The following is a 21,940-nucleotide window of genomic DNA, read 5'->3' as shown; positions in this document are numbered from 1 at the left end:
CTAAAAAAGCAACGGTCGTAAATTAAAAAATCACTATTTTTAACTAACCTTCAACCCTTTTCTATGACCGATAAATCTCAACTTCGTAGTTCTATTTTCAGACACCTTGACGGCCTGGCTGTTGCTCCGGTTGCAATTGCACTACAAAACCACAAAGTTTTAGAGTATATTCTAAAGCAAAAGCAAGTACAACTATCGCAGCTAGCTAGTGCTTTTAAAGCAAATGAAGGCTATCTGAATGTGGGTTTGAGAATTCTGGCCTCTCAGGGCTTTCTAGAATATGAAGTAGATAATCGAAAACAGGAAATAACCATCATCACAAACGAAAAAACAGAAATTGCCTTTTCGCTGTTTCCTCTCTATCAGGATGTTGTTGATTTACTCCAATTCTCCGGACAGTTTCATCCACGACTTTTTGACGATGTTCCTTTTGAAAAACTCAATCTTATTTTTGAAAAATACAAAAAAGGATATGGAATCGAACCTTCTGATGATCCTTTGAAAAGTAGTCTTCAGGAACAGGTTTTAAAACACGTCGAAGGACATTTGATTGGTCCCACCATTGTACGTCTGGCCATGAAAGGAATGTTTCACAAATACTTTATGGAGACTTCTTTCCAACCCGAAGAGTTTCATAAATCTCCGGAAAACTTTAAAAAAATACTGGACTTTTTTGTACATCTTGGATGGTTCTTAGAAAAAAATGGCAATTATCAGTTTACCGAAACCGGTTTGTTCTATGCCAAAAGAGCCAGTGCTTACGGTGTTACAGTTTCTTATTTACCCACCTTTGCCAAAATCGAAGAATTGATTTTTGGTGATCCTTCAGTTTTAAGAATGATAGCCGATGGTGAAAATGAAATTCACGTAGATCGCGAAATGAATGTATGGGGAAGCGGTGGTGCTCACGATACTTATTTTAAAGTGGTAGATGAAATTATTGTCACCCTGTTTAATTTACCAATCGAACAGCAACCTAAAGGAATACTTGACATGGGTTGCGGTAATGGTGCTTTTTTACAGCATATTTTTGAAGTTATCGATAGGCAGACTTTACGTGGAAAAATGCTTGACGACTACCCTTTATTTTTGGTTGGTGCCGACTATAATCAGGCAGCTTTAAAAGTAACCAGAGCTAACCTTATCAAAGCGGACATCTGGGCGAAGGTGATCTGGGGCGATATTGGAAACCCTCAACTGCTTTCGGAAGATCTGAAAGAAAACTACAATATAGATCTTAAAGACCTGCTTAACGTAAGGACTTTTTTAGATCACAACCGAATTTGGACAGATCCCCAACACATCAACAAAGATAGAATCAGTACGTCTACCGGTGCATTTACTTACAGAGGAAAAAGAATCAGCAACAATCTGGTCGAAGATAATCTGTTGGAACATTTACAAAAGTGGTCTCCTTATGTGCGTAAATTTGGCTTGCTGTTGATTGAATTGCATACCATCAATCCGAAACTTGCAGCCGTTAATATCGGAAAAACTCCCGCAACGGCTTATGATGCTACTCACGGTTTCTCGGACCAGTATATTGTAGAAATTGACGTTTTTAATAAAGTCGCAGCAGAAGCCGGATTATTTCCGGACCAATCGATTTTTAAACGATTCCCGGATGCCGATATCGCTACAGTAAGCATTAATTTATTGAAGGGAAACTAAAAACTAAAACTTAAAATTATTACTATTTTAAACTTTCTGAGTATAATTCATTTTAATACGTAGGAACATAGGTTTAACATCCATTTCACCTCATTTAAACACATCTAATATGAGGTGGAAGGAATGTATTTTCTTTTAGATTAAAAGCTATGTTTCTATGTGATTAATCATTTTTTTTATTAAACTTAACCCAACGGGTTATTTAAACATTTTTTAGTCGTTTAGCACAATTCCCACAAGCCTTAGAATTCTTAGTTGCACTTATACTTTTAGTCCGGAAATTACTGCTCTTTATCTTTATTCCTTCACCAAAAAGAGTCTCTTCCATAACAAAATCTCTTTCTAATTGGAGTCCTTTCAGATTATTGAACTCTTTAATAGTTTTTAAAAATTAGATAAACTACTACAAAACAGGTATTTATACGTAATTTAAATCTGTTTTGTTATTGTAACTTTATTCTTATTAATCAGATTCAGCACTACACTGCAGTATCGTCTACAAGCCTTTTGCAATTTATTTTGTCCGAACATTATATTGAAAAAGCACTACTATCATTCTCACTTCACGCCTCAATTTTATACGATAATCCAATCCCTCTTTTTGAATTATTTCAAACTGACCCATCAATATGCATTACAAATCCATATAACAATTATTGCATTTTTTATTAACCCCTTAAACCACAAACAATGAACTTAAAAGAAAAACTTAACGAAATTGGCCAAAAGCCGGACATGATTTTAATTATTACTGATGAGCAGCGCGCTACTCAACATTTTCCACCGGGATGGGAGGAAGAAAACCTTCCTACACTAACTTTTCTAAAAAAGAATGGTTTTAGTTTTGACCGTGCATTTTGTAACACCTGCATGTGCTCCCCTAGCCGTTCGACCTTATTCACAGGTCTATATCCCGCAAAACATGGCGTAAGTCAAACGTTAACTGAAGGTGGTCTGTTGTCACCTCAGGAGCCTACGCTTAGCAATGCACTGCCTAATATTATGAATACACTTTGGGCCGATGGCTATGATGTGCAATTCAGGGGAAAATGGCACATGAGTAAAGGTGTTGCTCCTAATGGAACTAAAACAAACTATGAGGATTTAACGGCCGCCGATATTTCACTCTTTGGGGCTATGGGCTGGATTGCTCCCGACGCCGGTGAAGATGTGAACCCGCTTAATTTTGGAGGTGGCTACGCCAATCACGACGCCAGATACACCGCCGAAGCTATTCAATATCTAAAAGAAGTGAGAGCGCAGAGAGCTGCTGGAAATCATAAACCTTATTGTTTGATTCTTTCACTCGTAAATCCTCATGATGTATTGGCTTATCCTAATACAGCGGGTACATCAGGATATCATCCGGATAGCTGGTCAGGTAGAGAAATTGGGCTTCCTTCCACTGTAAACGAAAATTTACTGGAAAGTAAAAAACCTATGGCTCAGGAACAAATTCTGATTAATATGGCTTTAACTCTTGGAGCGATCAATAGTACCGAAGATAAACTGAATTATATTAATTTTTATGGTTATTTGTTGAGTCTTGCCGACAAACAGTTTGGCTACCTGATTGACGAATTGTACAGAGAAGATGAACACGGCAAAAAACTCGCCGATTCAGCCTTAGTTACAATGACATCCGATCACGGAGAAATGGGACTTGCTCATGGCGGATTACGTCAGAAAACTTTTGTCGCTTATGAAGAAGCTTTAAGAGTTCCCCTTGTTATATCTAATCCGATATTATTTAAAGATCATCCTGTCAAACACTCTATGGCCTTAGCAACCTTAGCAGATATTTTTCCAACTTTTATTGATATGGCCAACGTATCCAATCCGCCAACGGGACTTGCAGGTACCAGTTTACTGCCAATAATGCAGGACAACACTCCTGTTCAGCACAGTATACTGTTTACTTACGATGATATCAAAGCAGGTTCGAACAGTACCTGGACGATCGTAAGAGCTGCGAATCGCATTCGATGTATCAGAACCGAAAAATGGAAATTCGATTATTACTTTGATGCCGCCACGGCCTACTTCAAACAGTATGAGCTGTATGATTTAGTTAATGACCCATTGGAAATCACCAATCTTGCCTACGATCCGGCTTATAGTGAAATCAGACACGAATTAGAAGAACAACTGCATCAACTGGAGGTTGAAAAACTTTGGGTGAATGCGCCAAAAGATGTTTATAGTACGACAACGTTTAACTAAAAAACAGCTGCAGGACACAGTTCCAAAAAAATAAAGTACTAATCAAAAAAGAAAAATTATGTCAGAAAATATAAATCTGGAAGTCAATACGGCAAAGTATACGGATTTCAATTATCCTAATGGCGGAGAAACCAGCATACAAGGCGTAAGAGGCGTAACAGGATCTGAAAATGTATACATTTCAGGTAGTTTAATAGGTCTTGATGATATTGTTCAAGGCTTAATCTATGAAGGACCGCTAAATGGAAGCGGTAATCAGGGTAAATGGAATATTGTAAATTTTCCAAGCACGCCAACAGCAACAGTTATCAATACCTCTTGTTACGGTCCTAATAACGGACATCATGGCAAAGTACAAATAGTAGGCTCCTATAAAATATCTGCCTCTTCCGGTAAAGCTCCAAGCGGAAATCTTGGTTTTTATTACGAAGGTCCTGTAGATGGTTCAGGAACCTGGATTCAGGTGTCGCCAAATGGCGGTAATACCAATAATGTATTTGTTCATAGTATAATGGGCGGAATCGCTGTTGGAAATTATGATGTAGAGAATGACAAGAATGGATATGCATTTCTGTATGATGTTGTCACTAAAGAATACATTGATTTTAAAGTTCCCGATTCCTTAACGACTACTTTGTACGGTATCTGGCATAATGGTGGCGATCATTATACTATGGCAGGCGGTTACTCGAGTGCTAAATTAGGGGAGATAAGTCAGGCTTTCCTTGTGGATTACAATTCCAAAACGAGGAAAACAACTAATTTAAAATCGTTTAGTTACAAGAATGAAACGATTCTGTCTGTAGTTACACATTTTGAAGGGATCACCGCATCCAAAGACAATGGTTATCATATGCCGTCTGACTGGATTAGTGTTAACGGAAAAGATATGGGAGCTTCCTTTGTTGCTGTAAATCGAAATTCAGATGGCTCATTTGGAGAAGCCAACTGGATAGATATTGATTTTCCGGATGCTAACAGTACAAGTGCTAATACCGCTTATCAAAATAGTATTTTAGGTGTTTATACAATGAAAGATGATTCGGGTACCGTAACAGTGTCTTCGTATGTTGCAAAAGTTCATCCTTGAAAATAGAGCAATAATCATCTAAGTTGGAAATTTTAACGCAAAGCGCGCTAAGAATTTTAGCTGTATACACTCAGAAAAACAAAGTTCGCAAAGCTATACCTAGACAAAGCTTTGCGAACTTTATGTTTTTTATATAAAACCTACGCATAAAAAAAACTTAGCGTACTTTGCGTTAAATATCAAAGTACTTCACTCCATCTGAAGCTGAAAATTTTAACGCAAAGCACGCGAAGAATCTTAGCTGTATACACTTAGAAAAACAAAGTTCGCAAAGCTATACTTAGACAAAGCTTTGCGAACTTTGTGCTTTTCACATAAAACCTTGTGCATAAAAAAACTTAGCGCGCTTTGCGTTAAATGTCAAAGTACTTCACTCCATTTGAAGCTGAAAATTTTAACGCTAAGCACGCGAAGAATTTTAGCTGCATACACTTAGAAAAATAAAGTTCGCAAAGCTATATCTGGACAAAGCTTTGCGAACTTTATGCTTTTTACATAAAACCTTGTGCATAAAAAAACTTAGCGCACTTTGCGTTAAATGTCAAAGTACTTCACTCCATTTGAAGCTTAAAATTTTAACGCAAAGCACGCTAAGAATTTTAGCTGTATTACGTTTAGAAAGGCAAAGTTCGCAAAGCTATACTTAGACAAAGCTTTGCGGACTTTATGTTTTTTATATAAAACCTACGCATAAAAAAAACTTAGCGTACTTTGCGTTTAAAAGCCAAAGTCTGCAAAGCTTTTCTTTTATAAAAAAAGAAATCGTCTCAAGTTTACCTTGAGACGACTTCCTTTAATTTCATACACTCATAAAAATAATAAGCGTTTCACTAGAAAAATATTAGTTTTTAATTATTTTTCTAGTCACTACTTTTCCTTTTTCAGAAATAAACTGAACGATGTAAATTCCCGGAACTTGTTTGGAGATATTTACACTAAATTCTTTTTGTTTATTTGTTTTTTCTTCAAAAACAACCGTATTGAAAATGCTTGTTATTTTTAATGTTCCCTGCTCCTCACTATTTACGGCTATTTTAAATATACCGTTTGTTGGATTTGGATAGATGGCAACCAAACGGGATTCAGGAGCTTCAACAAGTGACGTAGCGCCGGCTTTAGTATTCGGTTTAGCTTTTACCAGTGCAAAACGCTCTCCTCCTTCAAGTTCTCCGCTTTTAGCATCTTCCTGAACAAGGTCTAAGGTAATTTGCTCTTCAACAGGGAAATCTTTTGCCACTTTGAAATCAAATGTGATTCCGAAAGTTTCATCGATATCAATAGGCAGGTTTGCAATAGATGCCTCTCTGGAAGTAATAAGGATTTTATTTTTATCTAAAATCTGTACACCTTTCAGACTTCCATTGGCCTGCGCTCTTTCAAATAGTTTTGGATCCAGTGTAGCTTCAACTGTACCGCCCAAATCAAAGAAATTATTCTTCAACTGTTCGTTAAATCCTCTGTCTATAAATCTCACGTTGATATTTTTAGATCTGATTCCTCTGATGAATACTGCAGTTGGAGGAACAAAATCTGTCGTGTTCAGGTTGTAAACACTTAAATTTTTCCAGGCTATATTGTTGTTGTTTTTGGTGTTTACACCTATACCCACATTAGTTTGTTCATTAAACATAGGATCTTCTGATGATTCTATTCTTGCCGCTAAACAAAAATGGTGTACATCGTAAGTGAAATCAGCAGGATTTGGCGGATACCAAGGGATAACCACCGTAGCATTTCCACCTGCAGCAATTGCCGGGATAGCTACCTCTCCGATATAATCACCATGCAATACAGGTCCAACATAAAAATTAACAAAGTTGGTAGGCCATGTTAATCCTGAAGAAGCTTTTGCAAAATACAGTTTCACTTTTCCGGATGCACTAGGAACTGTTCCTTTGTTGTACACCTTAACGTACACTCCGTTTGGAGAGCTTAATTTAAACTCAGGATTTTCATGAGTAGTTCCTCCGTCAATCGTTTGTCTTACCCAAATATCATCACTGATCCACATAGGTCCTGAATCCGGATTTGGCTGTAATCCCACATCAAACGGTCTGTCTTTGATGTAAAGATCCGGTACGGTAATTCCGGTTACCACTGTTGAAAAATTCTGACTTCCATTTACCAAACTTCCTTTATGAGTTACGGTTATGGTATACGTTCCAGCTGCGCCAACAATTCTGATGCGCTCAAAAGGGTCTCTGGTATTGTCACCCAATCCGTTTGTTGTTGCAGTAAGCAATCGGTATGGAAAATTAGTTCCTGCCCCATTAGTCACACGAATGTCTAAATCGTTTATCAATTTTGCTGTACCAATATTTGGTGTACTTCCTGAATAAGCAACACCGGCTGGATCTGTCCATGAAATAGAAGCAATTAACGGATTAACTCCGTCTGAAGTTACCGACAATGTATAAGTACCCCCATTCACCAGTGTACTTTCCTGAACAATAGACGCTGTTCCGTTTTTTGTAATGGTTTCCGCAGCAAATTTTGCATTCAGTAAACCCCATCCAAAAATTGCATCAGGTCCAACAGCTCCCGCATCGTCGGCTGTATGCAATGCCAATCCTTTTAGAGTAGCAGCACGCATAAAGTTTCCGGTCAGATTTTTATAATGTTGTTGTAGCAAAAGTAGTGTTCCGGTTACGTTTGGAGCTGCCATTGAAGTTCCGCTGGCATTACCATAACTGCTATTGGTTAATGGTGTTACCGGATTTGTAAGTGTGGCTGTCGAATAAACAGAGGCTCCGTTTCCGGCAAGATCCGGTTTGATTCTCAAATCGTCTGTAGGTCCCTGACTACTGGAGCCGCTAATGGTAACACTGGTTAAAGCTCCTGTTGAACTTATCACAGCATCATTGGCATTAGCAATCACCAGATTGTTTTTAGAAGTCGAAAATCCTGTAAGTTTATCATAAGCGGTAAAACCACCTAACGGACTTGTATTTGCGGTGTTATCACCACCGTCATTTCCGGCTGATTTCACCTGCAGGTAGTAAGGAGCATTAAACATCAGATTGTCCCAGTCTCTGGCAGTAGTTTGATAAGCCCCAAACTGCCACGGAGCGATCAGAACTGTTCCAGCAGAATTTCTTGTAGCCCATCCATAAGAATGATTGGAGATCAGCATTCCGTTTGCCGCTGCTGTAGTGGCTTCAGACAAATCGTTAGTCCATTCGTTCGTTCTGGCATTTCCCTGAAAGGCCATTCCTTTGGATGCCGCTACAGTACCTGCCGCAACAATAGTACCTGTTACGTGATTGGCGTGCTGACTGTTGTTGCTTCCGGCAACAATAGCAGTAACCCCATCATTAATGGACACTCTTCCGCCAAACTCATTGTGAGTAGGAAGTGTAGCACCGCCATCCCAAACATAAGCCGTCATGTTTTGTCCGTTAAGATTCAGTCCTAAACCACCACCGGAATTCAAGTAATTTGCCCGTGTGGATTTTGCGGCATTTACATTTTCGGTAGCAAAATAAATAGGCGTTTTACCATCGGCACTTACATCTACTAATTCGCTCGTGGTTCCATTTTTATTACTAAATGAAGTGCGCCAGCCATTAGTTTTCACAAGATTACTGATTCTTTGTTTCTTCTGGTCCGCCTCGGTTTGGTATCTCTGACTCAGAGACTGTAGTTCAGACACGTTACTTCCGGACCTAATTTTTGCAATATCATTCTGGGTTTGTGCGTAAGTAGCTCCACAGACACACAGCAACATAATTTTGTATAAATTTTTCATATAATTTGATTTAAGGGGTGAATCATTCTTTATATCTCAAAAATCTTTACAACTAAAAAGGGGGGCTTCTGGTTTCCATAATTTGAATGGTTTAAAGGTTAAATAATTGGTAGAATATTGTAAGGTTTAACGTTGCAGTAAGTGTATCTGCACAAGTGCTATTTACCTACAAATACAATGTAATTTGTAGGATTTTATTCCAAACACAACAAAACTCGTTAAACTAAGCGAAGTACAAAAGAGTATAAACACCTGATTTAAAGATAATTAATCTAAATAAGCATTTACGCTACAAAACCTTCTGAATAAAAATACAATTATAAGAATTACAGTTCTAAAGGGCCGATTTCAGATCCTCTCTTTGCTCTTAACCTGTCAGGGCACTACTCCTACTTAACGTAGATCATATTACGTTGCACGTTTCTTGTGCTTTTGAGCTTTCAGCCTTTATCGCAAAAAAAAACCTCCAGAATCACTTGATTCTGGAGGTTAAAAAATTTCATCTCCTTATATTAATTAAACAGTACGATTGATTAAAACCATTAAGGATAATACTTACTCTTCAAATAAGTATTAATATTATTCTTTGCCATTTGATCCCATAAAGAGTTTCCGCTGTTAAGTATCTTATCTGAAGCATAATTTCTAAATCCCTGCACCGCAACTTGTTCCAAACTGTCTTTCTCCGTCATGAAATAATCGGTACCGAACAATATTTGATTGCCATAGGGTTTATTAGCCTCATCAAAAAACACTTTATAAAGCGCATTATTTTCTTTTAGAAGACATTCGGCGACATCATACGATATGTCTGTGTAAACGTTTGGATGTTGAGACATCAGATTTTGTATCTGACTGAACCAGTTCTTTCTTAACACCCCGTAAGGATTGATTTGATTGTTCTCTGTATTATTCTTTTGTATTACTTGTATTTGCTTCACTCCACCAAAATGTGCAAAACATATTTTAAGGTCTTTAATGGTATTCAGCATAGACTCATACGAATGTGGCTCGAGAAAATAAGAGCAGCTGCTTCTACAACTAGTCCGTGTTTGGCCGTTAAAGAGATTTCCAAAGAAACCTCCTTTCTCCTCAATAAATTTAGGTACTCCGTACACATTTCCGGTATAGGGATCAACAGGATTTAAATTTCGTATAATGTAATTCTTATCATAGTTAAAAATTCCACCCAGATAATAGGTGTGTGTCATTATCGGAACACCATTGTCGGCAGCCCATTCCATCGTCTTTCTAAGTTTTGTGTCAAAGGCATAATGTCCGGTACTTGGATACATTTTTAGTCCCTGAAACGGATATACATACGTTCCGCCTACTTCAATTTTAGTTTCGAAATAACGCTCTACTGTTTTCTGAATTTCATCTCCACTGCTTTTCCATCTTGGATCAAGTCCGAAAAAAGGCAGAATATTGGTAGGGTATTTTCTTTTGATATCAATCACTTCCTCTATTTGCCCTTCAAAACCGCTAACAGATCTGCCAACACCTAAATATTCCAAGTTTTGACATAGCGTAATAAACTGAAATGTTTCGTTAGGGTATCGGGACATTAAATCTTCAAAAATATCGGTTTGATATTTACTTTTACCGATTTGAAGAAAGGTAGCATATCTTTTGGCCATTCCTTTATTACTGCTTGCCAATTGTCTAATTAGCCATGCTCCAAGGTTGGTGTTCGTAAAATTATCAACTCCTTTAGCCAAAAATGGAGGCATATACAATTCCAGAAAGTTTTTTGGCGCATTATTCATGGTGAATATGTGCGTATGAGCATTTTTGTAATTATTTTCCATAATCTATACTTCTTTAATTACTGTTTGCGCTGTAGAAGTTGCTTTTTTCAGAATATCAAACCAAAACGGAGCTCCTAAACTTGCCGCAAAGGCTGAAATAATGATCCCCAGTATTTTAAGCAGAATACAAGAGAAGGTGAAACAATCTTTTTCTGAACTGCTTTTCACATCAGCACATTGTGCTTTTTTCCACCCAATAGGCAAATCTAAATTGGTTTTTAAACTATCTATTTGTTTGGATAAACCCTTAATATCTTTTTTGGTTGAATTCAGGGCTGCTGTATCAGTTGCTGTGCCTTGTCCCGGTGTACCATATTTCGCGCTGAGTACTTCTAATTGCATCTTGTTCTTCGTATAATAATCAATCATGGCGGTTCTTGCCGTTGGATTAGTATCATAATACTTAAACAAAACGATACTGTCAATATTAATGATACAGCTCACCAGAAGCCCGATAATGAACAAGCGCTTTCTGGAGAGTTTTTTATACCATACACTGGTTCGGTCACTAAACTGATCAAACCAAATCGTAACTTCTTTAATCAATTCTTCATAAAGGACCTTTTCTGCCGCCCCATTTGCCGCCCCGGAAGCTCTAATTTTGGCTTTGTTCATGGCGTTCTTCAACATCAAAATCAAATCGCTTTGCCCCAAATAAGTAATCGCAAACTCAAAATTATTCAGCAGGTCATTGCTGTACTTCTTTTCATGGTTTACTTCATCGTCCTGAAGCAGTATTTTAGCTGCCTGAGCATTAGCAACGGTATCCACCAGTACTTCTGCCAAAGTTTTGGAAGTAATTTCGGTTGGAGGTGCTTTTTCCGATTTCGTCAATAATCTGATGTTGCTGTTGTTGTACATTAACAATCCCCAATTGATCTGATTGGAAAAATCAAAAAGCTTTTCAATAATTTTACTTCTGAAAAACCGGCCTCTTTCACTTTTTATCTGTACCGTTAGTTCAAGAATCATACTGCACAATAAAGCAAATAACGCCCAGCTTATGATCAGTGAAATAGCGACCTGAACAATAGTGGAGGAAAAAAAACTGATGTCCATTATCTCTGAATTTAAAGTTTTGCTTACTCTTTAAAGGATTTTTAGCATACTCCTTACTGGATGACCTTGGAAGGTAAAAATTCAACTCTTAACTATGAAAAGAGGTGAAAAAATTAGTCGCTTATAATCAATTTATTATCCCATAAACCACCAACAAGTATAAGTAAAAAACTGCAATTATTAATACGTAAATACACCTGTTTTATTCCATTTTGTGAAGTGATAAATAAATCGGATCTTAAATTTTCCGTATTTTGTTCTTTAACGGAGTGTAGCTATAAAGTGTGAAATGTGAAATGTTAGATGTGAGAAGCAAGAAGCAAGAAGCAAGATGTGAGAAGCAAGATGTTAGATGCAAGATGTTAAATGCAAGATATGAGAAGCAAGATGTGAGATGAAAGATGCGTAGCGCAAACCATAAACCATAAACTATAAACTATAAACTATAAACTATAAACTATAAACCATAAACTATAAACTATAAACCATAAACTATAAACCATAAACTATAAACCATAAACCATAAACTAAAGACAAAAACACGTATTTTTACTTTTAGCAGACCGCTTTAAATACCTTACTTTTGAAAGTATTGATTCATAAACGATAAAAACTACCGAAATGACAGACTCACTAACTGTTCTTGAAAAGTTATGGAAACGCACTTTACAGCCGGACGGTTCAACCGTTCAAACCGATGACGAAACCTGGAATGCAGAAATTAAAGCCTTGTTCCAATTGGGTATTGGTATGGAAGACACTTTACAGTATTTGTATTTTGAAAAACCTGATTTTGATACTTTTAAAATATGGATCAGTAACAGAAAACGAAATATCAATTATGAATCTGAAGGTATTACCACTGATGTTCTCTCGCAGGAAGATCTGGAATTCTGGAATGAAAACGGTTATGTGGTTCTAAAAAAGGCTATTTCGGAGAAAGATTGTGAAGACACGCAACGTGCTATCTGGGATTTTCTGCAAATGGATCCTTTTAAAGAAGAAACCTGGTACGAAAGACACGAAGATCAAAAAGGCCTTATGCTTAATTTTTCAGATCATGAAACTTTAAACCGAAACCGATTTTCAACCAAAATTAAAAGAGCATACGAACAGCTTTACAACACTGACCAGATTTATAAAACTATCGATAAAGTAAGTTTCAATCCGCCAGAAACCAAAGATTTTACCTTCTTGGGAAGTCCGCTTCATTGGGACATGAGTTTAAGACAACCCATTCAGTTTGAAATACAGGGACTACTTTACCTTACCGACTGCGGACCTGAAGATGGTGCTTTTCATTGTGTTCCCGGATTTCATAATAAAATAGACGATTGGTTAAATAACCTTGATCCGAATGTCAATCCCAGAGAAGAAGCTATCAAAACCCTGAAATCGGAGCCCGTGCTCGGAAAAGCGGGTGATTTTATCATCTGGAACAGTGCATTGCCTCATTGTGCCACACCTAATAAGGGTCAGAACCCACGCATGGTGCAGTATCTTACCTATTTACCAAACGATCACAATATTGCAGGAGAATGGATATAGACGTTTTCTCCTAATGGCAACCTCGCTAATCTCATTTCATTTCGAAATGAGATTTTTTTATTCTATTACCAACAGAACAGCTCAGCTGTCACACCATTCAAAATCCAAAACAGATAGTATTTAAAATTTTCAAAAGCTATTTTCTCTTGTTTTGAGACGATTTTGTAAGAACCGGCACCTAAATAACCCAAAAAAGCCACTGTATTTTGTGCTTTTTCATCTCTTTTATTCTGTTAAATTTTTCTTAAAAACAGAACTCAACTTACTTATTCTTTAAACATCTAAAAGACTAATTAACAATCAGCTAAAACCTTTTAGCTCAAGTTTAAATTCACATTGATAATCTTTTACCTACTTAATTTCCACCCGTTCTGTAAAAAAATTACTATTACAATAGTATTAATTATTATTTTTACACAGTCTAAATAAGAATAGTGATTTAATAATGCACTTATTTCTTTAGACAATGGATAACACAAAGAATGAAAAACCAAAATACCAACGCCTCTGTCCAAAAAACAATACTTACTTGTTTGCTTGTTTTGTATATAAGTTTTGTTCAGGCTCAAAACAGTTCCGATTTTAGCGGTTTTGTCTATCATGGCGGAAATCCGCTTCAAAAGGTTCTCGTAACACTGGAGTCTTCAGGCAAGTCAGTACTATCAGATCGTACGGGATACTTTTCATTTAGCGGTGTATCAAATGGAACTTACAACATCAGAATCACCACCATGGGATTTAAAGATTACATCCGACAGATTGTTTTGAATGGCTCCGCTATGAAGCCACTGCACATTACTATGGAGCCGGGTATTGATCTGAATGAAGTAAGCGTAAAAGGTCGTTCCAAAAAGAGTAATCCCGAAAGTCTTGTCAATGCTCAGTATAGTGCGATGCCCGTAACCATTATTGATCGTAAAACCATCGAATTAATGGGCAGCCGAAGACTTGATGAGGTTTTAAAAGAGCAGACGGGAATTGCAATTGTCAACAATATTAGTGGAGGCGCACGATCTGTAGGTGTTCAAATGCAGGGCTTTGGCAGCGAATACATCATGGTACTTATTGACGGTCAGCCTATGGTGGGACGCAACAATGGTAACTTCGATCTCTCAAGAATCAGTATATCTAACATTGAACGTATTGAGATCATAAAAGGAGCATCTTCCAGTCTTTACGGCAGTGAAGCGTTGGGTGGTACCATTAATATTATTACCCGACACGGCGTAGTTGATCCGCAGCTACAGACTTCTGTAAGTTATGGTTCATTGAACATTCTTGATGCCACTGTAGAAGGTGAAACTCCATTCGCGCAAAATAAGGGAACTGCCAATTTAGCGGCAAATTATTATCGAACCGATGGCTTTAATACCAATTCAAAGTACATTAAAGGTACCACTTCTCCACCCTACGACAATTATAGCTTACAAGGAAGATCACGCTATCAAACTGGTGCTGAGAGTTATTTAAATTTAAGCGGTCGTTACGGTCTGCGACGTTCTTTTATGCAAAAGGATTTTGGTCTTGGACACATTTCCGGAGACCATCAGGACGAGCAGGATCTTAACCTTTCACTTTCGTTCGATCACCGTTTCAATACTAATTTAAGAAGCATTACGCGATACTACCTCACTCATTATACTGCCGATATGAGTGTGGCCTGGCAGCAAAGCAATAATGCTGTTAGTCAGGATGTTTTCAAACAGACACTTCACCGCATAGAACAGCAATTCTCCTACAGTAATAACAATTCGTACCAGCTTGTTGGCGGCATTGGCGGAAGTCTGGAAAATATGAACGATAAATCGCTGAATGGCGTCAATTCTCTACAGACTTTTTTCTCTTATGTTCAGGGTGAATGGTCTCCTGTTCAGAAAGTAAAAGCTGTGGGCGGACTCCGTTACGATCATACTAATAATTTTGGAGGAAGACTCAATCCTAGTTTTGGATTACAATACTTCCTTACGCCTAAACTGACTTTTAAAACAGGTATTGGAACTGGATTTAAAGCTCCTGATTTTAAAACCAATTACCTCGTTTTCTTTAATCCTAACGGAAATTATCTGGTTATTGGTAATGCGGTTCTCGCTCCTACACTACAGCAGTTAAAACAGGACGGTCAGATTAGTGAAATCAGGCAATATGTGCTCAATCAAACTGCCGGAAATCTTCAGGCCGAAAAGAGTACTTCGTACAATGCAGGGTTAGTTTTGGAATCTTCCAAAAAGTTTAAAATAGAAGGAAATCTTTTTTATCATAAAATAACCAATCAAATCAATAGCATTCAAGTCGCTACAGGAACGAACAGTCAAATTATTTATACGTATCAAAACCTGCCGAAAGCTGTTAACAAAGGATTTGAAATTGCTTTAAAGCTCAGTCCGATAAAGAATCTGGAAATAAGTGCCGGTTATCAATATTTAATTGCTAAAGATCTTAGTATTAAAGATAGCATCAGTGCGGGTAAATGGCCTTATAGCCAAAACATACATGATCCTGCAACCGGAAATTCGTATAAACCCAGTCCGTCTGATTACTGGGGTATCGAAAATCGTTCCCGCCACATGGCCAATACCTCTATTTTCTATCGCTACACTCCGTGGAAACTTAATGCAAATATCAGGGTTAATTTTAGAGGCAAGTATCCTTTCGGAGATCGAAACGGCAATCAATTCATTGACCAATACGACATTTTTGTGAAGAATTATTGGCTTACTAATGCCAGTATAGAAAAACAACTGTTAAAAGACCATCTCAGTATTCGATTTACAGCTGATAATATTTTCAACTATACCGATCCGTTAATGCCCGGACAGCCCGGAAGAATAGTACTTGCCGGCATAAGCTATCGTTTTTTTAAAGATCAATAAAACTATAATTTACCTTAAATATTTCATCATGATAACAAATAATAGATTCAAAAAATGGCCTTTACTACTACTTATTCTAAGTATGAACTTTCTTTCGTGCAGCAGCACTGACGAAAATCCAACAGCTGCTTTGACGGATGGCAAAAGTACCGTAGTTTCAGATCTTGCCGGAGATACCGGAGCTTCTATGAGCACCGACACAAAGGGCAAGGAAAAAAGAAGTTTCCATACTTTTCTTTTTCGCTTTAGCGATCAGAAACAAATCTGGCTGCATACAAAAGCAGATTCTTTACAATTCATGAAAACAAACGACTGGGACATTGCTTTTACAGGGCCTTACAATAGTGAGGTTTTTATAAACAACACAAAATACCAGTACAATCCCGGTTACGGCGGTCCGGCAAAAAACACAGCGGTAATACTATTGAAAGAGGCTTATAAAAATGTCAATCAGGCACCTTCAGATACTGATTTTAACAACAGTGAAGTTACTAAAATTGGATGGTCTTCCTCTGAAAGCTCTGCGGGTTGGTTTTATTACAGCCTGAGCAGTCATATCATGCAGGCTATTCCGGATCGTACTTACGCGTTACGTCTGCCTAATGGAAAATATGCAAAACTACAACTCATAAATGCTTACAAAGGCAATCCCCCTGCTGTAACTGATTTAAACTGGCCTGCTCCCTATTTTACTTTCAAATACTTTGTACAGCAGGACGGAAGTAAAAATTTAAATACCAATTAATTTAACAACATGACAAAAATCAAAACCCTAACCCCAAAAATGCCCGGAACCTTACTGGTCATTTTTCTCCTAACTGTTTTGTTTACCGCCTGCTCAGCAGACGAAAATAAGGCAACCGATCCGAAAACCGAAATTCCTTCAACCGGTTTATTCTATAAAGTAATACAGGTCAAAAACTATCAAGGGAGTACTTCTGATGCAAATCCTACTGCTCCTTCAGCAACACTTTACTACAGTCTTGAAGAAAATAAAGCTGTAGAAGGATCTTATAAAAAAACCCGCAAATGGGATCTGGCTTTTGGCGGGCTTTACGCGAGCTTTTTATCCGGAAACAATGGAAGTAACTCCCAAAACAACGGCTCTCTTGCGGGAGGTGTTGGTGGAATCACAATTGTAGCCAAACCTTTTAACGAAGTTATCGATATTCCTGCAGACAGTCAGTTTAAAACCGGAATTGACCTTATCGGTACTGATGATGCGGGCTCATTTGGAAACGGAACAGGATGGTACTTGTATGATTTTGGAGGTGAAGTGGTATCGGATGGAAAGAATCCGCAGAAAGCACATGTGGCTTATGCACTTGGGGAATCGTTAAAAATTGCAAACGGGACTGTAATTCCGGCCAGAACGATTATCCTGAAAACCGCTAACGGTAATTACGCAAAAATCAAAATGATATCTGTTTATAAAGATGTATACAGCGCTAAAGATTGGTTTAAAGACACTCCACACATGTATTACACTTTTGAATATGTAATGGTACCAGCGGGAAGTACCAAATTTGAAATCCGATAATCAATTTAATTCACATGAATAGTAAAATTACCCCATTAAAAACAACTTTATTTTCTTCAGCTTTTACACTACTTACTCTGTTAACAGGATGCAGCAGTGAGGAAGAAAGATGGACAGATGTAAAAGAAGCACCCATTACAGAAATAGTTACCGGTCTGGATGCTAAGAGAATTATATCTTTTCGTGTAACCAATCCGGGCACCACTCAGGCCATTCATAGTGCTGTAAATAATCTCAAAAAGACCATTACAGTTTACCTGCCTTCTTATTATGAGTATCAATATCTTGAAGCTGCCATAACATTACCGGCAAATACCACTATTTCTCCTGCCGCAAAAGAACTGATACCTGTTTTTAGTAAAACTCCGGTAACCTATACCACAAAGGCAGCAGACGGAACAACCGCGGTTTACACAGTGAACGTTGTCATACAACAGCCTAAATTAGTCGTAAATGAAGTATCAAGTCCAACAGAAACTTTCTCGATTAGTACCGATAGTCCGCTTACGGTAAAAGGGCAAAACTTCCTGCCGTCTTATGAGGTGACAAAAGTATTTGTGGTAGACGCGCAAGGCAACAAAAAATGGCAGATGAAACAATACAATGAAGGTCTTGATATTGGAAGTTTTTATGTCATGTATGTTTTTGCAGATGCTGCCAATACAACTGTACCTCTTCAACCGGATACCGATTACTGGTTAATGATGGAAAGTTACAATCTGTCAACTACCATGAAATATCCGTTCAGGATCACCAATTAAATTTAAGAAAATAAAAAATGCCTGTTTACACTGCGAGGGTAATGAAAGAAGCCAATTAATCTATCAAATATAAATCATTATGAAAAAAATAATTCTATCAATTTTAGCAGTGGCTGCTATTTCATTTACATCTTGTAGTACTGACGAACAAAATGCCGAAACACAAGCGGTAGCAAAAGAACAATCGCAAGGATCCAATTTAACTAAGAAATCTGCTTTAGCTCTTTGTACAGTTACTTCTACCTCTGTTACGGTAAACAGAACTGCTGCACCGTCTTCTACCTATACGAACTGGACTCCTGTTGCGGCTGCAATTGGAGGTGTTAACGTTCAATGGGAAGGTATTTACGGAGGGTCAATCCGTCCGGTAGGTAATGCCGGTAAATGGTATGTGGGTACTGTTAACTTAAATCAGACTTGCGACGACTGGGATAGCTGGAACTCTGCTATTGTAGTTAAAAACGCATCTGGTAATGTGGGTACTTCACCTGCAGATCCGTACAATGTGTTAGGATACAACGGAACTATATCCGGCGCAAATTATGGTTTAGGATACTACTCTTACAACATCCTTACACATGTTATGACTCCTGCAAAAGCTATTGTAATCTGGAGAACTAATTCTGGTACAAATTCACAATCAGTTACTAGTCCTGCATCAGCATTAGAAGCTTACCTGGTTAAGGTAACCAGTATTACTCCGGGATCTTCAAACAGTACTGTAAACTATAACTGGACTCAGGTAAAATAATTAACAACAGCGTAAAAAAAGAACATGGGAGCACGAAATAGATAAAAGTAACTGCAGCAAATGCTGACCGGCGATCGACTGCAAAATACCCTATTCCCTAAATCATTCCCCCATGACCACAAACGGCTCTGTAAAATTACCGTAAGCATTGTAAAACAGGCATTTTAAAAATAATAACCCGCTTATCCAATAAGTGGCAAAACTAATAAATAAAATCAAGTAATAATTACATAGACAACACAATCATGACTAAAAGAATACATAATCCTGTCTTTTTATATCAAATGACCCTGCTTTTTATAGCATTGGCATGTGTTTCGTGCGAAACGGAGTATATCGACAAGGTAAATACTATTCCGGCCGATGTTATTAAAGTTCCGGGTTACACCCATATTGAATCTTTTACCATCAAGGATACTGAAAACAATGCGATTAGTGCCGCTCTGACTGAGGAAAATATAGTAATTACCTGGAGCAACCACATAACACTTCCCGAAACGGTTAAACCGGAAATCATTCTGGGTACCGAGGCTACTATCTCTCCAGCATCTGGTGCAGAGGTAGCTTTTAAAGACGGTACCGTTTATACCGTTACATCAAAAGCAGGTACTACAAAAAAATACACCCTAAAAATAGATTTCAGGCAAAAGGAACCGCGTACATGGACTTCAACACAGGAAGAGCCACTAGCCAAAGGTTTTATGGCAAAAATCACCAATCGTGGTACGAGCGATCCGGCGATCATCAATGATTTATGGATGAGTCTTAAAGATACCAGAGTTTACTTTGTATCTGCTGCCGATCAAAAAACAGAATACACAGCAGAAATCGTGTACTTAGGCAATGGTGAAACGACAGCGCCTTTTCTTGAGTATGGAGTATATTACTTTCTTCCGGAAAATATGCCACTGGGATTATATGATCTTCGCATTAAAAATGGAGCTTACACCCTTCAGAATGCCAGTGTAGAAAACAGATTTAAGATTGAAGTAACAGAACCTGACTATTTCAAAACAGAGAGATTTGGTTTTCCAACTACTAAACGTTCAGGAGAAACTCTTGAAGTGCGAGGCGGTTTATTAAATGAACTTACTGCAGTAGAAATTTACAATACAACTAACACTGCTGTCACCTATCCTTTAGAAATTGTAAGTCTTTCTTCTTATAAAGCCGTACTGAAAATTCCTGCCGGAGTTCCTGTCGGAGCATACAACAGAATGAGATTTAAAAGAGGTACTGCAACCTCAAATCTAAGTTATGCCGTAACCGTGCAATAGTTTTAAAGCTTTAATAATTGAAAATGCAAAAGCCTTTAGCTGCCCTGAGCACTAAAGGCTTTTCTGGTATTACTGTGATTTAGCTTTTTAAGACGGTCTCTTGAGATACAATGCGGCCGATTCGCTCATCGTAATTAAGGAAGCTCCCAGAATCACAATGTCTTTTAGAACCAAACGTCCTCTGCCTGACAAATAAGGAAAGCCATATTGCTCATCCGTTAAATGTGGTACCCAGCTTTCGGGTGTTGTGACTAAAAAAGATAATGTTCCAATAGTCAGTATAAAAACCAGTATACTTCCGATCAGACTTGCCAAAGGTGCCCATTGATGAATCGCTACCAAAATCCCTATTCCGATTAACAAAATTCCGAGACCATTGGCAAACCCGTACGTATTATTGGCGATCTGCCATTCATGGTTTTCGGTAACCAGCTCCCCTTCCTTATTGACAAATTCTTTGTACTCAGAGGGCTGATTGTAAAAGAAAGACATAAAAGGGCTGTTGGCTACAAAAGGTACGATTCCGTCTGCTTCGTAGGTAAAAAACTTAAGTCCGCCAATCCATAAAAAAACAATTACGATTCCGGCACGTACTGCTTTTTTCCCTAACTGATCTAAATTTGCAATTGTATTCAAAATGGTATTTTTCATTGCTGTAGTTTTTAAATTATTTGTTTTTAAATAACACAGCAAAACTACCGTTCAAAGGTTTGGTAAAGAATGGACGAAAAAGGATATTAACTAGACAAATCTGCCACGATCGAGATTCCGGTTGTTTTTCTGAAAGTTTGCGGAGAAATGTTTGTCCTTTTTTTAAAGACCCTGCTAAAATAGTATTCGTCCTGAAACTTCAAAGCAAAAGCAATTTCTTTAATACTCATTCTGGTCAGGTGCAGGTGTTTCTTAGCTTCAAGAATTTGTCGTTCCTGAATCATTTGCGTTGGAGTTTTATGGAAGCGTTTTCTACATTGTTTGGTAAAACTATTTGGAGTCATCGCTAATAAGGACGCATAATCACTTGGTTTATGAAGGGTTAGAAAATACTCCTCCAAAAGTAGGCGAAACTGATCCATTTTTTCATCTTTTTGAAGTTCCTGCTTCTCCATGCTGTTTATTTTGATACTGCTCGATTTGGCTAAGAACAACTGAATATAAGCTCTCAATACAATCTCGGATGGAGTTTCCTGCTTTAGTTCATCCGTAATCTGATCCATTAATTGTGTGTATAATTGATGCTGTTCAACCGTTAATAGTATAGAAGGTTCTAAATATATATTATTGAAAAGTAAACCGTTACAAGCAACTTCATTCCTGTGATACTCAATACAATAGAAGTCACTATGAAATTGTAAAACACTATATACAAGAGGTTTAATTTCTTTTATATAAATAGATTGTTGAGGTGTTGAGAACAAAAGAACCGGGCCTCTAAAATGAAAAGAGGCAAAATCAGCATGAAAAATCCCCTCGCCTTCACTAACGAATAAAACAGTATACTCGCTAAACTGAACAGGTGTACTCAGAACAAATTGTTCTGATCGATCTGTTCCTAATAAAAATGTGCCCTGTTGGGAGAATACTTTATTCATTT

15 protein-coding genes are annotated in these 21,940 nt (G+C 37.7%); 10 read left to right on the top strand and 5 right to left on the bottom strand.

Going from position 1 to position 21,940, the window contains the following annotated elements:
- Window positions 1-63 precede the first annotated feature (63 nt).
- The 3 genes from LNQ34_RS19150 (at window position 64) to LNQ34_RS19140 (ending at window position 4,984) form a co-directional block, all read left to right on the top strand.
- Entirely contained in the window at window positions 64-1,671 is a 1,608-nt protein-coding gene (locus tag LNQ34_RS19150; RefSeq protein WP_230000893.1) for a class I SAM-dependent methyltransferase, read from the top strand.
- Window positions 1,672-2,361: 690 nt separating this feature from the next.
- On the top strand, window positions 2,362-3,894 hold the full coding sequence (locus LNQ34_RS19145) for a sulfatase family protein (RefSeq protein WP_230000892.1): 1,533 nt from the start codon (window positions 2,362-2,364) through the stop codon (window positions 3,892-3,894).
- Window positions 3,895-3,952: 58 nt separating this feature from the next.
- Window positions 3,953-4,984, top strand: coding sequence for a hypothetical protein (locus tag LNQ34_RS19140; RefSeq protein WP_230000891.1), 1,032 nt, complete (start codon window positions 3,953-3,955; stop codon window positions 4,982-4,984).
- A gap of 841 nt (window positions 4,985-5,825) precedes the next feature.
- Here the strand turns inward: LNQ34_RS19140 and LNQ34_RS19135 are convergent.
- The 3 genes from LNQ34_RS19135 to LNQ34_RS19125 form a co-directional block, all read right to left on the bottom strand.
- The gene (locus LNQ34_RS19135) at window positions 5,826-8,732 is read right to left on the bottom strand and encodes a S8 family serine peptidase (protein WP_230000890.1); all 2,907 of its coding nucleotides are present in this window, start codon (window positions 8,730-8,732) and stop codon (window positions 5,826-5,828) included.
- Window positions 8,733-9,274: 542 nt separating this feature from the next.
- Window positions 9,275-10,543: an amidohydrolase family protein gene (locus tag LNQ34_RS19130; protein WP_230000889.1), complete on the bottom strand. Its 1,269-nt coding sequence runs from the start codon at window positions 10,541-10,543 to the stop codon at window positions 9,275-9,277.
- A gap of 3 nt (window positions 10,544-10,546) precedes the next feature.
- Complete coding sequence (locus LNQ34_RS19125) at window positions 10,547-11,602, bottom strand: hypothetical protein (RefSeq protein WP_202702005.1); 1,056 nt, start codon at window positions 11,600-11,602, stop codon at window positions 10,547-10,549.
- Between the two features lie 621 nt (window positions 11,603-12,223).
- On the opposite strand from LNQ34_RS19125, the gene LNQ34_RS19120 reads away from it, so the two are divergent.
- The 7 genes from LNQ34_RS19120 (at window position 12,224) to LNQ34_RS19090 (ending at window position 20,349) form a co-directional block, all read left to right on the top strand.
- On the top strand, window positions 12,224-13,150 hold the full coding sequence (locus LNQ34_RS19120) for a phytanoyl-CoA dioxygenase family protein (RefSeq protein WP_230000888.1): 927 nt from the start codon (window positions 12,224-12,226) through the stop codon (window positions 13,148-13,150).
- A 482-nt stretch (window positions 13,151-13,632) separates the two neighbouring features.
- On the top strand, window positions 13,633-16,020 hold the full coding sequence (locus tag LNQ34_RS19115) for a TonB-dependent receptor (protein ID WP_230000887.1): 2,388 nt from the start codon (window positions 13,633-13,635) through the stop codon (window positions 16,018-16,020).
- A 28-nt stretch (window positions 16,021-16,048) separates the two neighbouring features.
- Window positions 16,049-16,765, top strand: a complete 717-nt coding sequence (locus LNQ34_RS19110) for an HmuY family protein (RefSeq protein ID WP_202702003.1) — start codon at window positions 16,049-16,051, stop codon at window positions 16,763-16,765.
- A 9-nt stretch (window positions 16,766-16,774) separates the two neighbouring features.
- Window positions 16,775-17,560 carry an HmuY family protein gene (locus tag LNQ34_RS19105; RefSeq protein ID WP_230000886.1) on the top strand — a complete coding sequence of 262 codons (786 nt, stop codon included), beginning with the start codon at window positions 16,775-16,777 and terminating at the stop codon, window positions 17,558-17,560.
- 14 nt (window positions 17,561-17,574) lie between these two features.
- On the top strand, window positions 17,575-18,321 hold the full coding sequence (locus LNQ34_RS19100; protein ID WP_202702001.1) for a DUF5018 domain-containing protein: 747 nt from the start codon (window positions 17,575-17,577) through the stop codon (window positions 18,319-18,321).
- 79 nt (window positions 18,322-18,400) lie between these two features.
- Window positions 18,401-19,072: a hypothetical protein gene (locus tag LNQ34_RS19095; RefSeq protein WP_017497173.1), complete on the top strand. Its 672-nt coding sequence runs from the start codon at window positions 18,401-18,403 to the stop codon at window positions 19,070-19,072.
- 245 nt (window positions 19,073-19,317) lie between these two features.
- Complete coding sequence (locus LNQ34_RS19090; protein ID WP_230000885.1) at window positions 19,318-20,349, top strand: hypothetical protein; 1,032 nt, start codon at window positions 19,318-19,320, stop codon at window positions 20,347-20,349.
- A gap of 87 nt (window positions 20,350-20,436) precedes the next feature.
- On the opposite strand, the gene LNQ34_RS19085 is transcribed toward LNQ34_RS19090, so the two are convergent.
- Both LNQ34_RS19085 and LNQ34_RS19080 read right to left on the bottom strand, forming a co-directional pair.
- Window positions 20,437-21,000, bottom strand: a complete 564-nt coding sequence (locus LNQ34_RS19085; protein ID WP_202701999.1) for a DUF417 family protein — start codon at window positions 20,998-21,000, stop codon at window positions 20,437-20,439.
- Between the two features lie 86 nt (window positions 21,001-21,086).
- The gene (locus tag LNQ34_RS19080) at window positions 21,087-21,938 is read right to left on the bottom strand and encodes a helix-turn-helix domain-containing protein (RefSeq protein WP_230000884.1); all 852 of its coding nucleotides are present in this window, start codon (window positions 21,936-21,938) and stop codon (window positions 21,087-21,089) included.
- Window positions 21,939-21,940: the final 2 nt, after the last annotated feature.

It is taken from the genome of Flavobacterium lipolyticum (assembly GCF_020905335.1).
GTDB classification, from domain to species: Bacteria; Bacteroidota; Bacteroidia; order Flavobacteriales; family Flavobacteriaceae; genus Flavobacterium; species Flavobacterium lipolyticum.
Note: the sequence above shows the minus strand (reverse complement) of the source record. Positions and strands in the feature narration are given on the sequence as shown.

Bases quoted from the DNA above. Each gene is read 5' to 3' on its own strand.
- LNQ34_RS19130 (WP_230000889.1), bottom strand. From the start codon at position 10,543: ATGGAAAATAATTACAAAAATGCTCATACGCACATATTCACCATGAAT.
- LNQ34_RS19145 (WP_230000892.1), top strand. From the start codon at position 2,362: ATGAACTTAAAAGAAAAACTTAACGAAATTGGCCAAAAGCCGGACATG.
- LNQ34_RS19120 (WP_230000888.1), top strand. From the start codon at position 12,224: ATGACAGACTCACTAACTGTTCTTGAAAAGTTATGGAAACGCACTTTA.
- LNQ34_RS19095 (WP_017497173.1), top strand. From the start codon at position 18,401: ATGAAAAAAATAATTCTATCAATTTTAGCAGTGGCTGCTATTTCATTT.
- LNQ34_RS19110 (WP_202702003.1), top strand. From the start codon at position 16,049: ATGATAACAAATAATAGATTCAAAAAATGGCCTTTACTACTACTTATT.
- LNQ34_RS19135 (WP_230000890.1), bottom strand. From the start codon at position 8,732: ATGAAAAATTTATACAAAATTATGTTGCTGTGTGTCTGTGGAGCTACT.
- LNQ34_RS19150 (WP_230000893.1), top strand. From the start codon at position 64: ATGACCGATAAATCTCAACTTCGTAGTTCTATTTTCAGACACCTTGAC.
- LNQ34_RS19080 (WP_230000884.1), bottom strand. From the start codon at position 21,938: ATGAATAAAGTATTCTCCCAACAGGGCACATTTTTATTAGGAACAGAT.
- LNQ34_RS19115 (WP_230000887.1), top strand. From the start codon at position 13,633: ATGAAAAACCAAAATACCAACGCCTCTGTCCAAAAAACAATACTTACT.
- LNQ34_RS19090 (WP_230000885.1), top strand. From the start codon at position 19,318: ATGACTAAAAGAATACATAATCCTGTCTTTTTATATCAAATGACCCTG.
- LNQ34_RS19105 (WP_230000886.1), top strand. From the start codon at position 16,775: ATGACAAAAATCAAAACCCTAACCCCAAAAATGCCCGGAACCTTACTG.
- LNQ34_RS19085 (WP_202701999.1), bottom strand. From the start codon at position 21,000: ATGAAAAATACCATTTTGAATACAATTGCAAATTTAGATCAGTTAGGG.
- LNQ34_RS19125 (WP_202702005.1), bottom strand. From the start codon at position 11,602: ATGGACATCAGTTTTTTTTCCTCCACTATTGTTCAGGTCGCTATTTCA.
- LNQ34_RS19140 (WP_230000891.1), top strand. From the start codon at position 3,953: ATGTCAGAAAATATAAATCTGGAAGTCAATACGGCAAAGTATACGGAT.
- LNQ34_RS19100 (WP_202702001.1), top strand. From the start codon at position 17,575: ATGAATAGTAAAATTACCCCATTAAAAACAACTTTATTTTCTTCAGCT.